Source organism: Pseudohaliea sp., from assembly GCF_040217025.1.
GTDB lineage: Bacteria > Pseudomonadota > Gammaproteobacteria > Pseudomonadales > Halieaceae > Pseudohaliea.
In genome coordinates this window covers 203995-225777 of the sequence record NZ_JAVJOA010000011.1, presented here as the reverse complement: position 1 = coordinate 225777, position 21783 = coordinate 203995, and the positions used below count along the sequence as shown (strand labels likewise).

At 70.5% G+C, this 21783-nt stretch carries 17 protein-coding genes and 1 tRNA gene; 6 read left to right on the top strand and 12 right to left on the bottom strand.

From position 1 onward, the window contains the following. Window positions 1-51 precede the first annotated feature (51 nt). From RKE50_RS16615 to RKE50_RS16590, 6 genes are all read right to left on the bottom strand, one after another. Window positions 52-1128, bottom strand: coding sequence for a MaoC family dehydratase (locus RKE50_RS16615; RefSeq protein ID WP_350038326.1), 1077 nt, complete (start codon window positions 1126-1128; stop codon window positions 52-54). Beyond that, window positions 1125-1994, bottom strand: a complete 870-nt coding sequence (locus tag RKE50_RS16610; protein ID WP_350038324.1) for an HTD2 family dehydratase — start codon at window positions 1992-1994, stop codon at window positions 1125-1127. Before RKE50_RS16610 ends, RKE50_RS16615 begins: the two co-directional genes overlap by 4 nt. After that, window positions 1994-3232, bottom strand: coding sequence for a CoA transferase (locus RKE50_RS16605; RefSeq protein WP_350038322.1), 1239 nt, complete (start codon window positions 3230-3232; stop codon window positions 1994-1996). The genes RKE50_RS16610 and RKE50_RS16605 overlap by 1 nt, the downstream gene beginning before the upstream one ends. 25 nt (window positions 3233-3257) lie before the next feature. Continuing rightward, window positions 3258-4301, bottom strand: a complete 1044-nt coding sequence (locus RKE50_RS16600) for an HpcH/HpaI aldolase/citrate lyase family protein (RefSeq protein WP_350038320.1) — start codon at window positions 4299-4301, stop codon at window positions 3258-3260. 28 nt (window positions 4302-4329) lie between these two features. Continuing rightward, window positions 4330-5313, bottom strand: coding sequence for an HpcH/HpaI aldolase/citrate lyase family protein (locus RKE50_RS16595; RefSeq protein WP_350038318.1), 984 nt, complete (start codon window positions 5311-5313; stop codon window positions 4330-4332). A 451-nt stretch (window positions 5314-5764) separates the two neighbouring features. Then, window positions 5765-5841: transfer RNA gene (locus tag RKE50_RS16590), tRNA-Val, on the bottom strand. A 51-nt stretch (window positions 5842-5892) separates the two neighbouring features. On the opposite strand from RKE50_RS16590, the gene RKE50_RS16585 reads away from it, so the two are divergent. Continuing rightward, window positions 5893-6771, top strand: a complete 879-nt coding sequence (locus tag RKE50_RS16585) for a fructosamine kinase family protein (RefSeq protein ID WP_350038316.1) — start codon at window positions 5893-5895, stop codon at window positions 6769-6771. Here RKE50_RS16585 and RKE50_RS16580 read toward each other — a convergent pair. From RKE50_RS16580 to RKE50_RS16565, 4 genes are all read right to left on the bottom strand, one after another. Beyond that, window positions 6751-8412 carry an amidohydrolase gene (locus RKE50_RS16580; protein ID WP_350038315.1) on the bottom strand — a complete coding sequence of 554 codons (1662 nt, stop codon included), beginning with the start codon at window positions 8410-8412 and terminating at the stop codon, window positions 6751-6753. The two genes, RKE50_RS16585 and RKE50_RS16580, sit on opposite strands and share 21 nt — an antisense overlap. A 17-nt stretch (window positions 8413-8429) precedes the next feature. Next, window positions 8430-10127, bottom strand: coding sequence for a hypothetical protein (locus RKE50_RS16575; protein WP_350038313.1), 1698 nt, complete (start codon window positions 10125-10127; stop codon window positions 8430-8432). Beyond that, window positions 10120-11058, bottom strand: coding sequence for a glycosyltransferase family 2 protein (locus RKE50_RS16570; protein WP_350038311.1), 939 nt, complete (start codon window positions 11056-11058; stop codon window positions 10120-10122). Before RKE50_RS16570 ends, RKE50_RS16575 begins: the two co-directional genes overlap by 8 nt. Window positions 11059-11137: 79 nt before the next feature. Further along, on the bottom strand, window positions 11138-12898 hold the full coding sequence (locus RKE50_RS16565) for a hypothetical protein (protein WP_350038309.1): 1761 nt from the start codon (window positions 12896-12898) through the stop codon (window positions 11138-11140). Between the two features lie 140 nt (window positions 12899-13038). Here RKE50_RS16565 and RKE50_RS16560 point away from each other — a divergent pair, with 140 nt between their 5' ends. From RKE50_RS16560 to RKE50_RS16545, 4 genes are all read left to right on the top strand, one after another. Further along, complete coding sequence (locus tag RKE50_RS16560) at window positions 13039-14826, top strand: HAD-IB family hydrolase (RefSeq protein WP_350038306.1); 1788 nt, start codon at window positions 13039-13041, stop codon at window positions 14824-14826. Window positions 14827-14877: 51 nt separating this feature from the next. Then, on the top strand, window positions 14878-15882 hold the full coding sequence (locus RKE50_RS16555; protein ID WP_350038304.1) for an NAD(P)H-dependent glycerol-3-phosphate dehydrogenase: 1005 nt from the start codon (window positions 14878-14880) through the stop codon (window positions 15880-15882). A gap of 25 nt (window positions 15883-15907) precedes the next feature. Next, window positions 15908-17539 carry an alkaline phosphatase gene (locus RKE50_RS16550; RefSeq protein ID WP_350038302.1) on the top strand — a complete coding sequence of 544 codons (1632 nt, stop codon included), beginning with the start codon at window positions 15908-15910 and terminating at the stop codon, window positions 17537-17539. Window positions 17540-17615: 76 nt separating this feature from the next. Beyond that, a complete protein-coding gene (locus RKE50_RS16545; protein WP_350038300.1) occupies window positions 17616-18428 on the top strand; it encodes a M48 family metallopeptidase in 813 nt (270 codons plus the stop codon). Window positions 18429-18438: 10 nt separating this feature from the next. Here RKE50_RS16545 and RKE50_RS16540 read toward each other — a convergent pair whose 3' ends face one another. Further along, entirely contained in the window at window positions 18439-19578 is a 1140-nt protein-coding gene (locus tag RKE50_RS16540) for an alpha/beta hydrolase family protein (protein ID WP_350038298.1), read from the bottom strand. A 21-nt stretch (window positions 19579-19599) separates the two neighbouring features. Next, window positions 19600-20778, bottom strand: coding sequence for an acyl-CoA dehydrogenase (locus tag RKE50_RS16535; RefSeq protein WP_350038296.1), 1179 nt, complete (start codon window positions 20776-20778; stop codon window positions 19600-19602). Between the two features lie 140 nt (window positions 20779-20918). On the opposite strand from RKE50_RS16535, the gene RKE50_RS16530 reads away from it, so the two are divergent. Beyond that, on the top strand, window positions 20919-21752 hold the full coding sequence (locus RKE50_RS16530) for a LuxR C-terminal-related transcriptional regulator (RefSeq protein WP_350038294.1): 834 nt from the start codon (window positions 20919-20921) through the stop codon (window positions 21750-21752). Window positions 21753-21783 lie beyond the last annotated feature (31 nt).

Here is a 21783-nt window from a genome sequence, read left to right as displayed (position 1 = left end):
TGCACGCGGGCTGAACCCGCGCGCCTGCAACACGTCACGATGCCGCTTCCTTCATGGGCCGGGACGAAAGGCGGCTCGACGGGGCATCAGGACCGTGTAGTCAAAATCCAGCACGACGGCCGGGTCGTAGTTGCGTTCGTCAAGGCGCAGTGGAAACGCCTCGCAGGACTGGTCCTTGGCGGCGACCAGGCGCAGGCGCAGTGCACCTAGATCGCTGCGGCCGGGCAGTTCCTCCCGGGCGAGCACTTCAGACCAGGCGTACACCGTATCGCCGGCGAAAATCGGCGCCACGTGGCGTCCACCGTTGATGGCGACGATCCGGAAGGCATTGGCCAGCCCGTTGAAGGACAGGCAGCGCGCCAGGCTGATCACGTGGCCGCCGTAGACGATGCGCCGACCGAAGCGGCCGTCCTTTCCCGCATGCTGGTTGAAGTGCACCTTGGCGGTGTTCTGGTAGAGGCGCGTCGCGGTCATGTGGTCGCTCTCCTCCACGGTCATGGCGTCGACGTGGTCGATGCGCTCGCCGACCTCGTAGTCCTCCCAGGCGAAGGAGCTGCCGGCCAGTGCCGTGTCGTAATCCGACACCGCCAGCGACGCCGGCACGACAAGCTCGCTCACCGCGACCGACTCCGGCAGCTCGGGCACCACCGGCGCCAGTGCCGGGTGGCCGGCATCACGCTTGCGGACCATGACCCAGCGCACGTACTCGAGCACCGTTTCCTTGCGCTGGTTACTGCCCACGGAGCGGACATAGACCGTGCCGGTCTTGCCGTCCGAGTTCTCCTTGAGCCCGATGACCTCGGAGACCGCACTGATACTGTCGCCGGGGTAGACCAGCGTGAGGAAGCGCCCGGCGGCGTAGCCCAGGTTGGCGATGGCGTTCAGGGAGACATCCGGCACGGTTTTCCCGAACACCACGTGAAACAGCAGCAGGTCGTCGATGGGTGCCTCCGGCAGGCCCACCGAACCCGCGAAGGCGCTCGATGACTGCACGGCAAAGCGGTTGCCGTACAGCGCGGTATACAGGGAGACGTCACCGGCGCTGATGGTGCGCGGGGTGGCGTGGGCGATCTGCATGCCGACGAAGAAATCCTCGAAGTAGTTGCCGGGGTTGGTCTTGTTGCTCATGCCTGCTGTCTCCCGCCTGCCGGCGCCAGTTCGGCCGTTGCCTGCAGGGCGATGACACCATCCGGTCCGTCTGCCCTCAGGCTCACCGTGTCACCCGCGGGCTCGGCAACGAGACGGAACGGGTGCTGCACGAACAGCGGCCCGCGCCCCTGGAACACGAAGCGGGAGATCCGCCTTGCCGTGTGCTCTTCCGCCAGGCCGGCGAGCAGTACCGCGGTCAGGGGACCGTGCACCACCAGTCCCGGGTAGCCCTCCTCCTCGCGCGCATAGGGCAGGTCGTAGTGGATCCGGTGGGCGTTGAAGGTCAGGGCGGAGAAGCGGAACAGGAGGACGCTGTCGGGCGTGATATCGCGGACCCGGGCACCGGGCGGCGCGTCCGGCTGTGCGGGCAGGGGTTCGGGATCCCGGATCGGCGGCCCGGGCTCCTTGTACACGATGTCCTGTTCCTCCTCGACACGCAGCACGCCACCCTGGCTGATGTGATAGCGCACCGTGACGAACACCAGCTTTCCGCTGCGACCGGACTTCTCCTTCACGTCGACGATCTCGCCTTCCCGCGTTGCCGCGTCCCCGACGATGATCGGCTCGTGAAAGGTGGTTCGGGCACCGGCAAACATCCGCCGCGGCAGCGTTACCGGCGGGAAAAAACCACCGCGTTTCGGGTGGCCGTCCGTATCAATGGCGCTGCGCGGGGCCCGCGGCAGGAAATAGAACCAGTGCCAGAGCGCCGGCAGCGGCGCACCGGAGCGCATGGCGGCGGGGTCCGAATCCAGCATTGCCGCCGCGGCCTGTGCCGGGAACTCGGCGATCGTCTCTTCGCAGGTCTCCCGGGCCCCGATCCAGTCCGTCAGCGGCGGCTCACTCATCAGAGCTTCTCCACGGGCCCGGTCACCACGCCATCGCGGCGCAGCCGGTCGATCTCATCCTGGTTCAGGCCCAGCTCGCCGGCGAGGATCTCGTCGCTGTGTTCACCGAGCAGCGGAGCCGGCGTGGGCTGCTCACGACCACAGGCGCTGAAGCTGAGCGGCGACCCGGGCACCAGGTAGCTGCCGATCCCGGGCTGCTCGATCTCGCCGAACATCGGGTTCGCCGTGGAGACCCGCGAATCCTCCGCCAGCATCTGCCCGAAGCTGCGATAGGGGCCCCAGCAGACCCCGGTACCGGCGAAGGTGGACTCGATGTCAGCCAGGGTCCGCTGCCCGCACCAGTCTCGCAGGGGTTCGGAAATCTCCGCCGAAGCCTGATAGCGATCGCCCTCCCTGCGGAAATCCAGCCCGAGGCGGGCTTCGATGGCCGCAAAGCGCTCCTCCAGGCCGGTGACCTTCCCCAGGGACTTCCACATGTGGTCGGTAACCACCACGATGTACAGCCGGCGTCCGTCGGCGGTCTCGAAATCACTGCCGTAGGCACCGTACAGGTAGTTTCCGCAGCCTTTGCGCTCCTCGCCGTTGACCTGGACCTCCTGGATGAAACCGAGATTGCCGGTCATGGCGAAGGCCACATCGGACAGCGCCAGTCTCACCAGCTGCCCCTCGCCGGTCAGGCGCCGGTGCCGTTCCGCCGCCAGGATCGCCAGCGCCAGGTTCATCCCGGCCAGCGCATCCCAGGCCGGCAGGACGTGGTTGACCGGTCGCGGGGGGCCATCCGCCGCGTTGTTGCCGGTGACCAGGGGGAAACCCGCGGCGCAGTTCACCGTGTAGTCGACGGCCGAGGTGCCGTCGGAACTTCCGACCAGGTTGACCATGATCAGGTCTTCCCGGTGAGCCTTCAGTGCCTCGTAGCTCATCCATCCCCGGTCGGCACGCAGGTTGGTCAGGAAGATACCGTTGCCCTCGCCCGGGGCGGTGATGAGCCGGGTCAGCAGTGCCTGGCCCTCCTCCTGGCGGGCGTCGATCGCCAGCGATCGCTTGCCCTTGTTCAGGCCGGCCCAGTACAGGCTGCGACCCTCGCGGGTGACGGGCCAGCGCTTGGCGTCAACGCCGCCGCCCGGCGGGTCGAAGCGGATGACGTCGGCACCGAGCTGCGCCAGCGTCATCCCGCCCAGCGGGGCCGCCACGAAAGCCGACGCCTCGACCACCCGCAGCCCCTGGAGGATCCTGTTCATCAGACGTCCCCTCTATAGCGCGCTGTCAGAATCCATAGGCCGCGGCACGCTCCGGATCCTTGGAAGCCACCAGGCCGGCCAGGTCGACAATGACCTTGGCCTGTTTCCAGGTGGCGTCATCCTGCATCTTGCCGTCGATCATGACCGCACCGGAGCCGTCGGGCATGGCGTCGAGGATCCGCCGGGCAAACTTCACCTCCTCGACCTCGGGGCTGAAGACTCGCTTGGCAATCTCGATCTGGCTCGGGTGGAGGGTCCAGGCGCCGACACAGCCCTGCAGGAAGGCATTGCGGAACTGCGCTTCGCAGCCCGCCTCGTCGTCGAAGTCACCGAAGGGACCGTAAAAGGGTCGCAGCCCATTGGACAGGCAGGCATCAACCATGCGGGCGACGGTGTAATGCCACAGGTCCTGCTGGTAGAACGCTCGCCTGGAAGCCTCCTCGCCGGGGTCGGCGAGCACGCCGTAGAACGGGTGGCCGCCGCCGACACGCGTCGTCTTCATGCCACGGGACGCCGCCAGGTCCGCCGGACCAAGGCTCATTCCGTGCATGCGCGGGCTGGCCCGGGCGATGTCATCGACGTTCTTGACGCCCTCGGCGGTCTCCAGGATGGCGTGGATCAGGATCGGTTTCCTGACTTCATGGCGCGCCTCGAGCAGCGCCAGCAGCTGGTCGACAAAGTGGATATCCCAGGGGCCCTCCACCTTGGGCACCATGATGACATCGAGCTTGTTGCCCACGGCGGCAACAATTTCACTGACGTCATCGAGGAACCAGGGACTGTTGAGGGCGTTGACCCGGGTCCACAGTCCGGTCTGGCCGAACTCGACGGACCTGGCGACCTCGATGAAACCGGCACGCGCGGCCTCCTTGGCCTCGACCGGAATGGCGTCCTCGAGGTTGCCGAGGAGCACATCGACGGTCGCCGCGATCTTGGCCGCCTTGGCGCGCATCTTCTCGATGTGCGGCGGCAGGAAGTGAATCGTGCGCTCCAGCGCCAGGGGCAGCTGGCGGACCGGTTCGGGCGCGCCGATAGCGAGAGGACGGTAGAAAGCTGCGGGGGATTTCATGGTTTGCGTCTCCACTCTCTGCGTGGCGCTAGGGGTCTTTCGCGGCCGCGAGTTCGGCTGCCTCGACGGTGGCCTGTGCTTGCCGGATCGATGCGATATCGATCATCCGGCCGTCCAGGCTCACGGCACCGGCACCGGACTTTTCCCCCTGCGCCATCGCATCGAGCACGCGTTGCGCCTGTTCGACATCGGCGGGCGCGGGACGGAACAGTGCATTGGCATCGGCCACCTGGCTGGGATGGATGGCCATCTTGCCGACAAAGCCGAGAGCCCGGGCTCGCCGTGCACTGGCCGACCAGCCCTCGGGATCGCGGATATCGGCAAACGGGCCGTCCACGGGGCGCAGCCCGTTGGCGCGGGCTGCCGCGACGATACGCGACAGCGGGTAGTGCCAGATGTCGCCCCAGTAGGCCTGCCGACGACCATCGCTGCCGGCGCTGGCCAGCACCTGGTAGTCGGCGCTTGGACCGCCGATCGAGTCGGTCTGTATGCCGGCGGCGGCCGCGTAGTCGGCGGCGCCGAACACGATGCTCTCGCAGCGCGGTGAAGCAGCGGCGATGCCGTCAATATTCTGGATGCCCAACGGCGTCTCGATCAGCAGGTCGATACCGATCCGTTCACGCACGCCGCTGGCCTGCTCGACCTGGGTCATCAGCATGTCCAGCGCGTACACGTCCGCCGCACAGCCCACCTTGGGCACGAGGATGAGGTCCAGCTGGTCGCCGGCCTGTTCGATCAGCTCGATGACATCGCGGTACATGTACGGCGTGTCCAGGCCGTTGATGCGCACCGAGACGCGCTTCTGTGGAAACTCGAGCTCGTTCAGGGCAGCGATGACATCCCGGCGCGCACTCGCCTTGCTGTCCGGTGGCACCGAATCCTCGAGATCGAAAAACACCACATCCGCGGCGCCCGCCGCCGCCTTCTCGAAAAAGCGAGGCTGCGAACCGGGCACCGCCAGCATGCTGCGCTGCAGTCGCTGCCTGCGGACGGGGGTGGTTTGAAAGCTCACGGTGTAGGGAGAGGCTCCTGCGGAACTCTTTTTGTGGCGCTTCTTCAGTATAGGAAGGAAACCAGAGCTTGTGAAAAGCGGTGAAGGATCTTGGGTGGGGCGCCTGGGCATGCTGCCGGGCTTGAAAAACGGAGCTGGCTGCGGGGCTAGAATGATCGGAAGAGGCTGAGGCCGGTTTCGACCGCTTCGGGCTGCGCGCCTGCGGCGTCGGGCCTGTAATTGACTACAGCGCCAGTCGTTGCGCAGAGGAGACGGGCTTAGCGACGCTCTGCTGGCTGCAGGGCCAGATTGATCGGAACAGGCTAGGGCCTGTTCCGACCCCTTCGGGGCGCCGTCGCTGCGCTCCGGCGTCCAAAGCGCTCCTTTGGTCGCGCTTTGTCGAAGGCAGTTCTTCTGCCTGGAATTCAACCACCCACAAAAAAGCCCCGCATTTGCGGGGCCTTCTCGTAGGTGGTAGGACCAGCCAGATTCGAACTGGCGACCTCTACCATGTCAAGGTAGCGCTCTAACCAACTGAGCTATGGTCCTGAAAGCAAGGTGCGCGATTATAGTGGGAACCGTGGCGAGGCTCAATAGATCGTGAACTGGCAGGAACTGGAGGCAGCGATCGCCCGGGCGCTGGGTCGGGGCTTCTCGGTGCGGGACCGGTCGGCGGTCGGTGGCGGCTGCATCAGCGAGGCGTGGCACCTCGACAGCAGCGAGGGGCCCTGCTTCCTGAAGACCGGGCCGGCCGGCGCCGCCGACGGCTTCGACGCCGAGGCCGATGGGCTGGCGGCGCTGGGCCGGGGCGGTGTGCGGGTGCCGGCGGTCCTCGCCAGGGGCGAGACCGGCGGCCGGGCCTGGCTCCTGCTCGAGTACCTCGACCTGCGCGGCCTCGACCGAAACGCCGGGGCCCGCCTCGGCGAAACGCTCGCCGCCTTGCACGGCGAGGCGGCAGGCAGCTTCGGCTGGCACCGGGATAATTACATCGGCAGCACGCCGCAGGCGAACGGGGAGCTCGGGGACTGGGTGGCATTCCTGCGCGAGCGGCGCCTGCGGCCACAGCTGGCCCTGGCCAACCGGCACGGCGCGCCGGCGGGGCTCGCGGCGGCCGGGGAGCAGCTGCTCGAGGCGCTGCCGGCGTTCTTCGCGGGCTACGACCCGCACCCGGCCCTGCTCCACGGCGACCTGTGGGGTGGCAACGCCGCGGCGCTCGGCGAAGGCACGCCGGTACTGTTCGACCCGGCGGTGTACCGCGGCGACCGCGAGGCGGACCTCGCCATGACCGAGCTCTTCGGTGGTTTCCCGCCCGCCTTCTACGATGCCTACGACGCCGCGCTGCCTCGGGACCCGGGCTACGCGACCCGGCGCGAGCTCTACAACCTCTACCACCTGCTCAACCACCACAACCTCTTCGGCGGCGGCTACGGCCGCCAGGCGCTGGCGAGTTGTGAGCGCTTACTCTCCACTGTTCGCTGAGTAAACCTGGCGGCCATCCACCCAGGTGGCCAGCACGGCGTTGCGCCAGAGGTCCCCGGGGGGGACGGCGAACGGGTCGTCGCGGACGAGGATGAAGTCCGCCGCATAACCCGGCAGCAGCCGCCCGAGGCGCGCCTCCTCGTGCATGGCCCAGGCGGCCCCCTCCGTGAACAGCGACAGCGCCGTGGCCCGGTCGAGCCGCTCCGCCGGCCGCCAGCCGCCCGGGGGCTCGCCCTCGCGGTCCTGGCGGGTGACCGCGGCGTGCAGGCCGAAGAAGGGGTTCGGGTCCTCCACGGGGAAGTCGGAGCCGAAGGCAACGCGGGCGCCGCTTTCGAGCAGCGACTGCCAGGCATAGGCGCCGGCGAGCCGCGCCTCGCCCAGCCGGTCAGCGGCCATGTTCTTGTCGCTGGTGGCGTGCGTCGGCTGCACCGAGGCGATCACGTCGAGCGCTGCAAAGCGCTCGAGATCCGGGAGGGTCAGGATCTGCGCATGCTCCACCCGGTGGCGCAGCAGGGCCCGGTCCGGGAGCCGGCCGAACGCATCCAGCACCAGCCGGTTGGCGCGGTCGCCGATGGCGTGAACGTTGACCTGGAAGCCCGCCGCGGCGGCCCGGCGCATCTGTGCCTCCAGCTCGGCCGGCTCCCGAAGGAGCAGCCCCCGGTTCTCCGGCTCGTCGCTGTAGGGATCGAGCAGCGCCGCTCCCCGCGAGCCGAGGGCACCGTCGGCGTAGAGCTTGACGCTGCGCACCGTGAGCATGCCCCGGCTGTCCTGCTCGGGTCCGGCGGCCAGCTGCGCCGACACGGCCGGGTCGCGCAGGGAAAGCATGGCGTAGACCCGCACCGGCAGCTCGCCGCGGGCCAGCAGCCGGCGATAGCCCGCCAGCTCCTGCGCCGTCACCCCGGCATCGTGGACCGCGGTCAACCCGTTCGCAGCGAGGTCGGCGAGCCCGCGGGCGAGGTGGGCCATGGTCGCGGCGAGGTCCTCCGCCGGGCGCGCGGCGGCTACCAGCGCCATCGCGTTGTCGATGAGTATGCCGGTGGGTTCGCCGGCGTCATCGCGGAGGATCTGCCCGCCCGCCGGGTCCTCGGTGTCCGCATCGATGCCGGCAAGCTCAAGGGCCCGGCTGTTCACCCACAGCGCATGGCCGTCCACCCGCGCGAGGGCCACCGGCCGGTCCGGCACCACCGAATCCAGCGCGGCGCGCCGGGGGAAGGCGCGGCCCGGCCAGGTGACCTGGTTCCAGCCGTTGCCCTCGATCCAGCCCGCCCCCGGGTTGTCCGCGGCGAAGGCGGCGACCCGGGCAGCGGCCTCGGCTTCGCTGCCGGCACCGCCGAGGCGGACCGTGGCCAGGGCCTTGCCGTGCCCGGCCACGTGGCCGTGGGCGTCGATGAGCCCCGGGAGCAGCGTGGCGCCGGCGCCATCGATGCGCCGGTCGCCGTGTGCCGCAGCGGCCTCCGCCGCCGTGCCGTGCAGGGCGAGCACGACGCCGTCTGCGAAGGACAGGCCGGCAAAGCGGCGCAGTTCACCGTCATCGAGCGTGTAGCCGCTGACGTTCTCCACGACGGTCACGGGCCCCGGTGCGGCCCCGGCGAAGGGCGCGAGCAGAAGAGAAAGCATCAGGGCGGGCAGGCGACAGGCCATGGCGGGTCTCCGTGGGTTCAGCGCAGGTAGCGCGTGGGGAAATAGCGGCGGCAGTCGGCGACCACCGCCGCGGCGTCGGCGCTGCGGCCCTGGCCGCGCAGCGCGCTGGCGAGCGTCGAGCAGGCCACCTGGTGCCAGGGAACCGCGTCGCGGGCCCGGCGGGCAGCCGCCTCGGCGGCCGCCCAGTCCCGGCGGCGCAGCGCATCCCTGGCCCGGGACAGGTCCAGGGCGTAGCCGGGGGTGAGCGTCACGGTCTCCGGCAGGGGCGCCCCCCGGCGCGCCATGAGGGCGCCGCTGAAGCCGGCGTACACCAGCTGCCAGCGGCCCGTGGCCGCGAGCTCGGCCAGGCGCCGCGGGCCCCCGGCGGTTTCCAGGGGCCAGAGAAAGAAATCGGCGCCCGAGTCCTCCACCACCGCAATCCATCCCGGCCGGGCGCGCGCCACGCGCAGGTAGGCGAGGTAGGTCTCGTCGTCGTAGACGGTGTTGGCCCGCCCGTCGATGAACACGCGCAACGCCCCGTCCGTGCGCCAGTGCAGGTAGCCGCCCCAGTTGTAGTAGGCAAAGGTATCACCGGCGATGTCGTTGCCGGTGATCACGTCGACGAGGTCCTCCGGGTAGGCGTACTCGGCGGTGAGGTAGTGATAGGCGGGCCCCGCCGCGAGCGGCAGCGGTGCCAGGCGCAGCAGGGCCACGGCCAGCGTGGCGCCGGCGAGCAGCGCCGACAGCCGGCGCAGGGGCTGCGCCCGCAGCACGTCGGCGAGGAGCGGCGCGACCAGGAGCGAAAGCGCCAGGCCGAACAGGGGGATGAAGCGCCGGCTGGTCAGCGCCATGGCCACCGTGAGCGCACAGAGCGCGAGGGCGGCCCAGGGCAGGCGCCGCTGGCCGAGCCAGGCATGCGCGCCGTGCGCGACCACCGCCGCTCCGGCCACCCAGAGGGCGGGGACGAAGAGTGGCGCCCGGATGCCCCCGGGCTGGAAGGGCGACAGCCACTCGCCGAGGGAGCGGTAGGGGGAGTCGGTGAAGGCATACTCGATGGGCTGTACGAAGACCACGACTCCGTCGGGGTTGAGGAGGCTGGTGAGAGCGCAGGCAAGCACGGTCAGCGCCCACGCGCGCAGCGCCGGCAGGGTAAGCCCGCGCCAGGGAAAGGCGAGGATCGTCAGCGCCATGAGCCCGAACACGAAGCCGCCGTGCAGGTTGGCCCAGACCAGGAACAGCAGCCACAGGGGCAGGCGCCGCGGCTCGCGCTCCAGCGCGAGGTGGAACAGCAGCACCACGCCGGCGAGCGTATACAGGTGCGGGCGCAGGTCGATGAACGGCGCGGCCAGCGCCAGCGCCGCGGCTGCGGCGAGGACGGCGGCGCCGCGGTCACCGCTCGAGCGTTCGAGGACCCGGGCCAGGCCGAGGTAGGTCGCCACCACCACCAGCCACTTCCAGTACACGAGCGCGGGCACGCCGAAGGCGCCTGCCCAGAGGTAGAAAACGATATCCGCGAGCCACTCGTGGTTGCGCCAGGGCTCGCCGGCCGCGCTGTAGGAAAACGGGTCCGCGAGCCAGACGCTGCCCGCCTCGAGCATCTCGCGCCCCGCGGCGAGGTGCCACCAGAGGTCCGACCCCATCATCTCCGTGTAGCCGAAGGACAGGTAGAGCAGGGCACCGGCTGCCAGCCAGAGCCCCCCCGCCACGAGCGCCGGGATCGACCGCGCTTCAGCCATCCGCGCCGGGCCGGTAGCCCTTCACCAGGTACAGCGGCCGCCGCTTGCTCTCCTCGTAGGTCCGGCCGAGGTATTCACCGATGATACCCAGGCAGATGAGCTGCACGCCGCCCAGGAAGAGAATGACGATGATCAGCGAGGGATAGCCGGGCACCGGGTTGCCGAAGAGCAGCGTGCGCAGGAGCAGGTAGAGCCCGTAGAGGAAGGCCAGCGTCGAGGTGGCGAGCCCGAGCCAGGTCGCCAGCTTCAGCGGCGCCGTGGAGAAGGAGGTGATGCCGTCGAGGGCGTGGTTCCACAGGCGCCAGTAGCTCCACTTGCTCCGCCCGGCCGCCCGGGCCTCGCGGTGATAGCTGACGCTCGCCTGGGGAAAGCCCACCCAGGCGTAGAGCCCCTTCAGGTAGCGGTGCGACTCGGGCATGGCCTTGAGCGCGTCCACGGCGCGGCGCGACAGGAGCCGGTAGTCGCCGGCATCGGCCGGCACCGGGACGGCGCTCAGGCGGCCCATGACCCGGTAGAACCAGCGGGCGCTGCCGACCTTGAGCCAGGACTCGCCGCGGCGCGAGGCACGCACCGTGTAGACGACATCGAAGCCCTCGCGCCAACGCCGGAGCAGTTCCGGGATGAGCTCCGGCGGGTCCTGCAGGTCCGCATCGATGACGATGACCGCCGCGCCGCGGGCATGGTCCAGGCCGGCGGAGACCGCCGCCTCCTTGCCGAAGTTGCGCGACAGGGAGAGCAGCGACACGCGCGGGTCCTCGTCGGACAGGGCCTCGAGCCAGGCGCCGCTGCCGTCCTCGCTGCCGTCGTCCACGAAGAGCAGCTCCGCGCGCTCACCGGTGTCCGCCAGCACCGCGTCGAGGCGACGGTGCAGCTCCGGCAGCACCGGCCGCTCGTTGTAAACGGGAATGACGATGGTGACCGGCGCTGTCATCTCGTGTTCTGCCCGGGGGAAGCGCCGAGTATGCGGCGGCCCGGCGCGGGCTGTCCAACGGGCCCCCGGGGCGGTGCATTCATTGCCCCGGCTCGCGGATGCGGAACACGGCGATGTCGCCGACGAAGAGCTGGAAGGTGCCGTAGAAGGCCTTGTGCAGCACCAGTTCCGGCATGAAGTTGCGCACCGGGAACAGGGCCACGGGCTGCAGCCGCGGGTCCTCGCCGGCCAGGGCGCGGCGGTAGAACCGCGCCCGCGCCGGCGTGGTCTTCACCAGGCGCTCGGGGCGCCCGGTGAGCGGCCCGTTGAGTTCGTTGGCAAACGCGGTGTCGTACCAGTTCTCCGACAGCACGAGGTACTCCGCCCAGCCGAGCCCCGGCGGCGCCCCGGCCGCGTAGGCGGGGCGGAACAGCGCGTGGCGGGCGGTTCCCCCCGGCGGGTTCACGTAAAAGGAGGCGAACACCCGTTGCGGACGGGCCTCGGCGTACCAGCCGCGCAGGGCGATGCGCGGGTCCCGGTGGTAGTCGGCGACCGTATCCAGGCCGAGCAGCGCGGTCCAGCCCAGGCAGCCGGCGATGACCCAGCCGCGCCAGCGCGCGGCGACGCGCCAGAGACCGCAGGCGGCAAGCAGCGCCGCCGCGGGCAGCAGCGGCAGGAAATGCCGGTAGTAGGTCACCGGCGCCAGGAACGCCAGGTACAGCGCGAAGGCCGCCACCGGGTAGAGGACGACCCGCCAGGCCCGGGCCCGCGTCGTGCCGTCACGCAGGCTGGCGACCCCCGCCGGCAGGCACAGGCAGGCCGGCAGGCCGAGGCCCACGGCGAGAACGAGCAGCAGGTCGAGCGGGTTGCGCAGGAGCTTGTGCCAGCCGATGGCGCCGTAGCCGGTGCCGAAGCGCCCCTCCAGCGCCCCGGTGCTCCAGGCGGCGAACAGGTCCCACTGGGTGAGCGCCACCGCCAGCGGCGGCAGCAGTGTCCAGGGCAGGCGCAGCCAGGGATGCAGGCGGCGCCAGGGCGGCAGCAGGTACCAGGGCAGGAGCCACAGGTAGCCCGCCGGCCGCGGCAGCTCGCTGTTAGTGGCGAGCGCAAACACCAGGCCGGCGCCGAGCAGCGTGAGCGCCAGCCGCAGCGCTGTGAAGCCGCGCAGGCAGGCGGCGAGGAGGCGCCCGCCCACCAGGCCCGCGTAGGCCAGCGCGGCGAACAGCCAGTACTTGGTGGCCACGGCGGCGGCGAGGAACAGGGGGCTCGCGAGCAGTGCGGGGCGCCGCCCCCCGGCCCCGGCAGCCAGCACCGCGAGAAACAGGTAGATGAAGAACACCGACGCGGCGTCCACCGTGCCGGAAAAAGACTCCGCGGCATGGAAACCCGAGAGCGCCAGCAGCGCCCCGGCCCCCAGCCCGACCCCCGGGGTCTCCGGGCGCAGCTGCCAGCCGATGAACACGAGTACCGGCACCGTGAGCGCCCCGAGCAGCGCCGACCACGCGCGCGCCACGACCAGGTGCCCGGGGTCGTGGCAGAAGGCCTTTGCCCGCGCCGCATCACCCGCGGTGCCGGGCGCCGGCGCGATCCCGGCCAGGGCGGCGAGGCCGAGGGTCTGCCAGCCGACAAAGGCGGGGTAGTCGAAGCCGCCGAGCGCCGCGCGGCAGGCGCCGCCCTCGTCGAAGTTCACCAGGTTGAAGCTGCCGGGCCCGTCCCAGCCCCACCCCACGGTGATCGCGCCGTGCAGCCGCGGCAGCAGCGCGAGCAGGAACACGCCCGCGAGGAGCAGGCTACTGCGCAGGGCGGGGCGCGCTGGGGCGCTCGCTGGCGGTCGCGGGGTCTGGCCCGCGGCGGCTTCGGACATGGGCAGGCGCTTTCGCGGCGACGGCCGCGCCAGTCTAGCAGAGGCGGCCTCCGCGGCCCCGGCTGCGTGCTAGACTGCGGGGCCGGCCGGCGCCAGCAGCGGCGCGGCGGACTACAACGTCCAGGCACAGGAAAGGAACCATGGCGACGATCGACGAACTGCTCGAGACCATCGAAGCCGCCCCGCGCGGTCCGGAAGTCTGCGCCCTGTTCGATTTCGACGGCACGATCATCTCCGGCTACTCGGCTACCGTGTTCCTCCGCGAACAGATCAGGAGCGGCCAGCTGTCCGCGCGCGAGGTGCTGGAGGTCTTCACCGCCATGGCCCAGTTCGGCCTGGGCAACCTCGGCTTCTCCGCCCTCATGGCCGCCACCGGGCAGCTCCTGCGCGGCATCGACGAAGCGTCCTACCGCGCCGTGGGCGAGGAGCTCTACCGCAAGCAGATCGCGCGCCTCGTCTACCCGGAGGCGCGGCGCCTCATCGCCGCGCACCGCGCCCGGGGTCACACGGTCGCCATCATCTCCTCGGCCACGCCGTACCAGGTGGAGCCGGCAGCGGCGGACCTCGATATCGGGGAGATCGCCTGCACGCGCCTGGTGGTGGAGGACGGCCTGTTCACCGGTGCCGTGGAACGGCCCACCTGCTTCGGCCAGGGCAAGGTCGACGCCGCCGAGGCCCTCGCGGCGCGGGTGGGCGCCGACCTGGACCAGAGCTTTTTCTATTCCGACAGCACCGACGACATCCAGCTTCTCGAGCGCGTCGGCAACCCGGTGGCGCTGAACCCGAGCAGCAAGCTCCGCGCCGTCGCCCACGACCGCGACTGGCCGAGCGCCAACTTCGGCAGCCGCGGCCGGCCCACCATGGCGCAGTTCGTCCGCTCCATTGCGGCGACGGTGAGCCTCGTACCGAGCTTTGCCGCCGGCCTGCCGATCTACGCACTCACCGGCTCCCGGCGCGATGCCCTCAACTTCTCCCTGTCGCTCTTCGCCGATGCGGCCAGCGCCCTCATCAACCTCGACCTCGACGTGAAGGGCGAGGAGCACCTCTGGTCCAGGCGGCCGGCGGTGTTCATCTTCAACCACCAGAGCAAGGCGGACGTGGTCATCGTCGCCCGGCTCCTGCGCCAGGACATCGCCGGGGTCGGCAAGCAGGAAATCAAGCGCATGCCGGTGATCGGCAAGGTGCTCGAACTGGGTGGCGTGGTCATGATCGACCGCAAGAACGCGGCGAGCGCCATCGAGGCGATGGCCCCGCTGGTGGACGCGATGCGCCAGGAGGGCAAGTCGGTGGTGCTCGCGCCCGAGGGCACGCGCACCATCTCGCCCAAGCTCGGCCCTTTCAAGAAGGGCGCCTTCCACCTCGCCATGCAGGCCGGCGTGCCCATCGTCCCCATCGTGATTCACAACGCGGGCGACGTCGCGCCCAAGGGTGATTTCGTGTTCCGCCCGGCGACGGTCGACGTGGAGGTGCTGCCCCCGGTGGACACCGCCGACTGGCAGGCGGAAACGATCGACGAGCACGTCCGCGAGGTACGCAACCTGTTCCTGCGCACCCTCGGCCAGCCGGAAGAACCGGCACCGTCCCGGCCGCGGCGCAAGAAGGCGCCGCGGAAGAGCCCCTTCAGCCAGCCGGCGGCGAAGAGAAAGGCGACCGCCGCGGCGAAGAAGCAGTCACCGGCGAAGCGGGCTGCCGTGAAGAAAGCCGCCGCGAAGAAAGCCACTGCAAAGAAAGCCACTGTAAAGAAGGCCGCTGCGAAGAAAGCCCCGGCGAAGCGAGCGACCGTAAAGAAAGCCACGGCGGGGAAGGCCGCGCCGAAAAAAGCGGCTGAGAAAGTGGCAGCGGCAAAGAAGCCCGCGCCGGGGCGGCGCAAGGCCGGGGCCCCGCGACCCGCCGCCCGGCCCAAGCTGCGCAGCAACGACACACCCTGACAATAACAGCCCCGGCCGCGCGGCCGCGGGCAGCAACCGGGAACAGCAAGCATGAACGAACTGAACATCGGCGTGATCGGCGGCGGCTCCTGGGGCACCACCGTGGCCTCCCTCGTCGCCAGGAACGCCCCCGTGACGCTCTGGGCGCGCAACCCGAACACGGTGAACGAGATCAACGAGCGGCACACCAACGAGACCTACCTGCCCGGCGCGACGCTGCCGCCGAGCCTGCACGCCACCAACGACATCGCGGATGCCGTCTGTCACGCGGATGTCATCGTCATGGGGGTACCCTCGCAGAACTTCCGCAGCGTGCTGGAGACGGTCCGGGAACACATCCGCGCCTGGGTCCCCGTGATCAGCCTGACCAAGGGCCTGGAAAAGGACACCAACCTGCGCATGACGCAGATCATCAACGAGGTCCTGCCGGGGCACCCCGCGGGCGTGCTCACCGGGCCCAACCTGGCCCGGGAGATCATGGCCGGCCAGGCGGCGGCCAGCGTCATCGCCATGGACGACCCGGTCATCGTTCGCGCGCTGCAGAACGTGTTCAAGAGCGGCCTGTTCCGCGTCTACACCAACGAGGACGTGATCGGCTGCGAGCTGGGCGGGGTGCTCAAGAACATCATCGCCATCGCCGTGGGCATGGGTGACGGCCTCGGCGCCGGCGACAACACGCGCGCCGCGCTGATCACGCGCGGCCTCGCGGAGGTGACCCGCCTGGGCGTCGCCATGGGCGGCCGGGCGCCGACCTTCGCCGGCCTCGCCGGCATGGGCGACATGATCGCCACCTGCACCAGCACCCAGAGCCGCAATCGCCACGTCGGCATGGAGCTGGCAAAGGGCCGCACCATGGACGAGATCGTGAACGAGATGTTCATGGTCGCCGAGGGCGCGAAGAGCGCACCGGCGGTCATGGCCCTCGCCGAGAGCCACGGCGTGGAAATGCCCATCGCCACCGATGTCTACCGGGTGCTTACCGGCGAAACCAACGCCCGCGGCGTGTACCGCGGGCTGCTGCGCGTTTCCGCCGGGGCCGAGAGCGAACCCGGCTGACCCCTCGACGGAGCAAGGAGACCCCATGACCGCCCGCGCTATCTTCACCTGTACTGCCGCCGCGATCCTGGCGGCCTGCGCCAGCACCGGCCCGGACGGCACCCCGCCGGCCATTGTCGCCATCCCGTCGCACCAGCAGGAGAATCCCTGGTTCCGGGGCGGCGTCGAAACGGTCGCCACCCGCGGCGCCGCGCAGGGCTGGGCGAAGAACGTGGTGCTGTTCGTCGGCGACGGCATGGGCGTGTCCACGGTCACCGCCGCCCGTATCCTGGCCGGGCAGCAGGCGGGCGCGAGCGGCGAGGAGCACCTGCTCAGCTTCGAGCGTTTCCCCTTCACCGGCCTCGCCAAGACCTACAACGTGGATGCGCAGACGCCCGATTCCGCGGGCACCATGAGCGCCATGATGACCGGCGTGAAGACCGACATGGGGGTCTTCGGCATCGACGAGGACGTGGTCCGGGGCGACTGTGCCAGCACCCGGGGCCACGTCGTGGTCACGGCCCTCGAGCTCGCGGAGCTCGCCGGCAAGGCGACGGGCGTGGTCTCCACGGCGCGGCTGACCCACGCCACGCCCGGGGCCACCTACGCACACACCGCGGACCGTGACTGGGAGGACGACAGCGAGCTGCCCGAAGGAGCCGCGGGCTGCCGGGACATCGCCAGCCAGTTCGTCGCCTTCCGGGAGCTGCTGGCTGCGCGCTACCCGGGGGCATCCGTGGATGGCATCGAGGTCGCGCTCGGCGGCGGCCGCCGGCACTTCTTGCCTGAAGGCTCATCGAACGGCAGCGGCCGGCGCGGCGATGGCGATCTCGTCGCCCGCTGGCTCCGGGAGAATCCCGGCGGCCACTACGTGGCTGACCGGGACAGCCTGCTGGCAGCCCCCCGGGGCGGCCCCCTCCTCGGCCTGTTCACGGACTCGCACATGAGCTACGAGGCGGACCGCCCGGCCTCGGAACCTTCCCTGACCGACATGACCGTGGCGGCCCTCGACCGCCTCGCCGGCGACCCGGAGGGTTTCTTCCTCATGGTCGAGGCCGGCCGCATCGACCACGCGCACCACGCCGGTAATGCCGCGAACGCGCTCACCGATACCATCGAGCTGTCGCGCGCGGTGGCGGCCACCCTGGCGCGGGTCGACCCGGCCGAGACGCTGGTGATCGTCACCGCCGACCACAGCCACACGATGACCATGGGCGGCTACCCGCGGCGCGGCAATCCCATCCTCGGCAAGGTCGTGTTCCCCGGCCAGGACGCGCCGGCGCTGGCGAAGGACGGCCTGCCCTACACGACCCTCGGCTACCGCAATGGCCGCGGCTTCCGCGACTTCGGCGATGAGACCGATGCGGACACGACCTACGCAGAACCCCCGAACCCCGGCCGCGCGGACCTTACCGCGGTCGACACCGAGGCGCCCGGGTTCCACCAGGAGGCGCTGGTACCCACGGACTCGGAGACCCACGGCGGCGAGGATGTGGCCGTCTATGCCATCGGGCCCGGCGCGGCCGCCGTCTCCGGCGTGCAGGAGCAGAGCAACGTCTTCCACGTGATGAACGCCGCGGCGGCGCTCGCGGCCGCTGCAGACGCGGCCCTTCCCGGGGGCGACCAGGCCGGAAAGGCAGCCTCCGGCCACTCGACCTATCGCGGGCGTGCGCGCTGAAGGAAAGCGGGCGCAGGGAACGCCGGCCAGGCTCTGCTAGTCTAAGGTCCGTATCGGGATTTTCCGGAGCTAACTCATGAAAGCACTACTCGGCGCCCTTCTCCTGGGCGCCCTCCTCGCCGGCTGTGCCACCAGCCCCACGGGACGCAGCCAGCTCATGCTGATCTCCCCGGAGGCGGCCATCGTCGAGTCGCGCAAGGCCTACCTGACCACGGTCCAGCAGCTCGACCAGGAAGACAAGCTGGTCGACGACCCGCGCCTGGCGGACCGCGTCGCCACGATCACCGGCAGGCTGGTCACGGAGGCCGTCGCCCGCTATCCGCGCAGCGCGGACTGGGAGTGGAGCGTCGCCATCATCGACGACCCGGAAACGGTGAACGCGTGGTGCATGGCCGGCGGCCGCATGGCGGTGTACACGGGCCTGTTCGAACAGCTCAAGCTGACCGACGACGAGTTCGCGCAGATCATGGGCCACGAGATCTCCCACGCCCTCGCCAACCACACGGCGGAGCGCATGTCCCGGGCCATGGCCATCAACCTCGGCGTCATCGCCGCCGGCGTCTCCTCCGACAGCCCGGCCCTGACCATGACCGGTGCGGCGCTGGCGGCCAAGTTCGCCCTGGAGCTCCCCAACAGCCGCACCGCGGAGGCCGAGGCGGACCGGCTGGGCATCGAGCTCGCGACCCGCGCCGGCTACGCGCCGGACGCGGCCGTGAGCCTGTGGCAGAAGATGGGCAGCCTCAGCGACTCGCGGCCGCCGGAGTTCATGAGTACCCACCCCGCGCCGGAGAATCGCCAGCGTGCGCTGGCAGAGCTCGGCGCCGAGATGCAGGCCCTGAACCCCGGGGGGCGCATGGCGGCCGTGCACCCGGTGGAGATCGTCCGCTAGGCGCTAGACCCTACGGCGCCCGGGGCGTGGTCGCGTAGCTCAGCTCCGCCAGCTCTGCCGGCAGTGTTTCACCGAGGAAGCGGTCGGCTTCGGCCCGGGTCGCCGGCAGCACCGCCAGGCTGCGCTCGAAGAAGGCGCGCGCCACCAGCTTGGTCAGCGCCTGCTGGCGGAGCACGTTCATGGCCGCCGGCAGCGGATCCACGGTGCACAGGTCGACACTGGCGGAGAGGTCGATGCCCTGTGCTTCCGTGCCGAGCAGCGTCCCCCAGGCCGCCTCCTCGCCGTCTTCGATGTTGCGCTTGACCGCCCAGCAACCGAGCGCATCGGGGTTTTTCATCCAGCGCAGCCAGGCCATCCCCCCGGCAAAGCCCGTGTGCGAGCCCTGCGCCAGGGTGACCAGCTCACCCCCCGGCACCTTGCCGGGAATAGGCTGCGCGTTCGCCTCCCAGGGCACCAGGACGTCATCCCGGCCCGCCAGCATGAGAAACGCGGTCGGGTCACCGGCGAAGAAGCGCGCTGTGAAGAAACTGCTGGGGCCGGCGATCGACAGCACCGCGTCGATGCGCGGGTCACCGAGCGTGGGATGAAAGCCCGCCAGGGTCGCGGTGAGCCCGCCGAGGGATACGCCCAGGACCCCGATGCGCTCCTCGTCGATGGTCGCCGCGAGCACGTCCCCGGCGTCGGCACTGCGCGCGACGAGCCGGTCGATGAGGAAACTCACGTCCCCGGGCTGGTTGACCACGTCCGCGACCCGCGGGCCGCCGGGGGCGCCCCAGTGCGTGAGCGGGTGGTTCACCGCGGCGACCACGAAACCGTGGCTGGCGAGGTGCTCGGCGAGGTAGGCGCCGTTGCGATGATCGGACGTAAAGCCGTGGCTGTACACCAGCAGCGGGTAAGGCCCGCCCTCCGTCGGGTACCACAGGTGCCCTTCCAGCTGCCGGGCCGGCGCGCCGGGGAAGTCGCCGTTGGCGTCCGTGGGCCGCGACCGGTCCGCGAGCTCCAGCGGCAGCCGGGCGACCGGGAGGGGCCCGTCGGCGAGGCGCCGGGCGCTCTCGCTCGCCGCCGGCAGCGGTTCGGGATTGTTGAGGGCGAGCAGCCCGGCGACGGCCAGGGCCGGCAGCAACAGGATGGCAAGCAGCAGTTTTTTCACCGGGCTGTCCTCCTCCGGGCCCTAGAAAGCGGGGATCCCGGTCTGTGCCCGTCCGAGGATGAGCGCGTGGATGTCGTGCGTGCCCTCGTAGGTGTTCACGACCTCGAGGTTCAGCAGGTGACGCATCACCGGATATTCGTCGGAGATGCCGTTGGCGCCCAGCATGTCGCGGGCATCGCGGGCGACGGCCAGGGCCTTGCCGCAGGAGTTGCGCTTGAGCAGCGAGATGAGTTCCGGGGCGATACCCTCGCCGTCCAGCAGCTCGCCGGCGCGCAGGCAGCCCTGCAGGCCCAGGGCGATCTCCGCCTGCATGTCCGCGAGCTTGCGCTGAATCAGCTGCGTGCCCGCCAGCGGCCGGCCGAACTGCTCCCGCGCCAGCGTGTAGTCGCGGGCCGCGTGCCAGCAGGCCTCCGCGGCGCCGAGGGCGCCCCAGGCGATTCCGTAGCGGGCGTTGTTGAGGCAGCCGAAGGGCCCCTTGATGCCCTGCACCCCCGGCAACAGCTGCGCTTCGGGTACGAAGACGTCATCCATCACGATCTCGCCGGTCACGGACGCCCGCAGGGCGAGCTTGCCCTCGATCTTCGGCGCGCTGAGCCCGGACATGTCGCGGTCGAGGATAAAGCCGCGGATGACACCGTCGTCGGTCTTCGCCCAGACGACGAACACGTCGGCGAGAGGACTGTTGCTGATCCACAGCTTGGTGCCGGAGAGGCGGTAGCCGCCGTCGACGCTGTGCGCCCGGCTGCGCATGCCCCCCGGGTCGGAGCCGTGGTCCGGTTCCGTCAGGCCGAAGCAGCCGATGAGTTCGCCGGCCGCCAGCCCGGGCAGGTAGCGCTCGCGCTGCGCCTCGGTGCCGTAGGCGTGGATCGGGTACATGACCAGGGAGGACTGCACGCTGAGCATGGAGCGGTAGCCCGAGTCCACGCGCTCGACCTCGCGGGCAATCAGGCCGTAGGAAACGTAGTCGACGCCGGGACAGCCGTAGCCCGAGAGCGTCGCGCCGAGGAGCCCGCGCTCGCCCAGCTCGCGGAAGATCGCCGGGTCCGTCTCTTCGCGGCGGAAGGCGTCGCGGACGCGCGGACGCAGCTTCTCCTGCGCGTAGCGCGCCGCGGCATCGCGCACCATGCGCTGCTCGTCAGTGAGCTGCCGCTCGAGATGGAGGGGATCGCGCCAGTCGAAGGCTTGCCAGGATGAGGCCATGGGCTGTCCGCTGCCGGTAGAAAGCGTGCCCCATTATAGGTGATACACCGCTGGCACGGCGCACCGGAAGTCACCGACGAGCCATGAATCACCGGGCTCGCCGCGCTATGATCCCCCTGTCACCCTGCGAAGTGCTGGCCATGACCCAGACAGACATCCTCGCGGCCTTCAGCGACGGCCTGGCCGGAACCCTGCCCACGGTGGGCGAGAGCGGCTTTTCCGCCGCGCTCGTCGCCCTGCTCCGGCGCCTCGTGCCCATCGACGACGCCACGGTGGTGCTCTACCCGGCCCAGGGGCTGCCGCTCATCGAGTACAGCGAAGTGCCGGAGACCACCGGCGCCTCCACCCTCGACCGCTTCATCCAGGGCATGTTCCTGCTCGACCCCTACTACACGGCCGGCCACGGCGGACGCTTCGCCCTGTTCCGCCTGTCGGAGCTGGCGCCGACGGGGTTCCGGGAAAGCGAGTACTACCGTAGCTGGTACCGCTACTGCGGCTACCGGGACGAGTGCGGCTATCTCGTCGCCCTCGCCGACGGCGGCTTCGTCAACATCGCCCTCGGCCGCACCGATGCCCGCGGCCGGTTCAGCAAGGCGCACCGCGACCGGCTGGCAGCGGTCTACGGCACGGTCGCCGCCCTCGCCCGCTCCCACTGGGCCGGCAACGCGAGCCGCGCCGCCGGTGGCGACCTGCGCGAACGCCTCAATCTCGCTCTCGCCGAGTTCGGCTCGAGCCTGCTGACGGAGCGCGAGTCGCAGGTGATCAACCGCGTGCTCCACGGCCACAGCACCAAGACCATCGCCGACCGCCTCGGTATTTCCGTGGAGACGGTCAAGCTGCACCGCAAGCACGCCTACGCCAAGCTCGAGGTCAACTCCCAGGCCGAGCTCTTCTACCTGTTCCTCGACTCGCTGATCAGCGCCAACGACTACGCCGGTGGGGACACGCTCGTCGACTACCTCCGCAAGCCCTGAGCGACGACCGGGGCGCTATCGGCGCGACTCC

What these genes read in the sequence shown, in the direction of transcription:
- RKE50_RS16555 (WP_350038304.1), top strand. Translation starts at nt 14,878, where the DNA reads ATGAACGAACTGAACATCGGCGTGATCGGCGGCGGCTCCTGGGGCACC.
- RKE50_RS16580 (WP_350038315.1), bottom strand. Translation starts at nt 8,412, where the DNA reads ATGGCCTGTCGCCTGCCCGCCCTGATGCTTTCTCTTCTGCTCGCGCCC.
- RKE50_RS16615 (WP_350038326.1), bottom strand. Translation starts at nt 1,128, where the DNA reads ATGAGCAACAAGACCAACCCCGGCAACTACTTCGAGGATTTCTTCGTC.
- RKE50_RS16600 (WP_350038320.1), bottom strand. Translation starts at nt 4,301, where the DNA reads ATGAAATCCCCCGCAGCTTTCTACCGTCCTCTCGCTATCGGCGCGCCC.
- RKE50_RS16570 (WP_350038311.1), bottom strand. Translation starts at nt 11,058, where the DNA reads ATGACAGCGCCGGTCACCATCGTCATTCCCGTTTACAACGAGCGGCCG.
- RKE50_RS16605 (WP_350038322.1), bottom strand. Translation starts at nt 3,232, where the DNA reads ATGAACAGGATCCTCCAGGGGCTGCGGGTGGTCGAGGCGTCGGCTTTC.
- RKE50_RS16565 (WP_350038309.1), bottom strand. Translation starts at nt 12,898, where the DNA reads ATGTCCGAAGCCGCCGCGGGCCAGACCCCGCGACCGCCAGCGAGCGCC.
- RKE50_RS16535 (WP_350038296.1), bottom strand. Translation starts at nt 20,778, where the DNA reads ATGGCCTCATCCTGGCAAGCCTTCGACTGGCGCGATCCCCTCCATCTC.
- RKE50_RS16560 (WP_350038306.1), top strand. Translation starts at nt 13,039, where the DNA reads ATGGCGACGATCGACGAACTGCTCGAGACCATCGAAGCCGCCCCGCGC.
- RKE50_RS16610 (WP_350038324.1), bottom strand. Translation starts at nt 1,994, where the DNA reads ATGAGTGAGCCGCCGCTGACGGACTGGATCGGGGCCCGGGAGACCTGC.
- RKE50_RS16575 (WP_350038313.1), bottom strand. Translation starts at nt 10,127, where the DNA reads ATGGCTGAAGCGCGGTCGATCCCGGCGCTCGTGGCGGGGGGGCTCTGG.
- RKE50_RS16545 (WP_350038300.1), top strand. Translation starts at nt 17,616, where the DNA reads ATGAAAGCACTACTCGGCGCCCTTCTCCTGGGCGCCCTCCTCGCCGGC.
- RKE50_RS16550 (WP_350038302.1), top strand. Translation starts at nt 15,908, where the DNA reads ATGACCGCCCGCGCTATCTTCACCTGTACTGCCGCCGCGATCCTGGCG.
- RKE50_RS16530 (WP_350038294.1), top strand. Translation starts at nt 20,919, where the DNA reads ATGACCCAGACAGACATCCTCGCGGCCTTCAGCGACGGCCTGGCCGGA.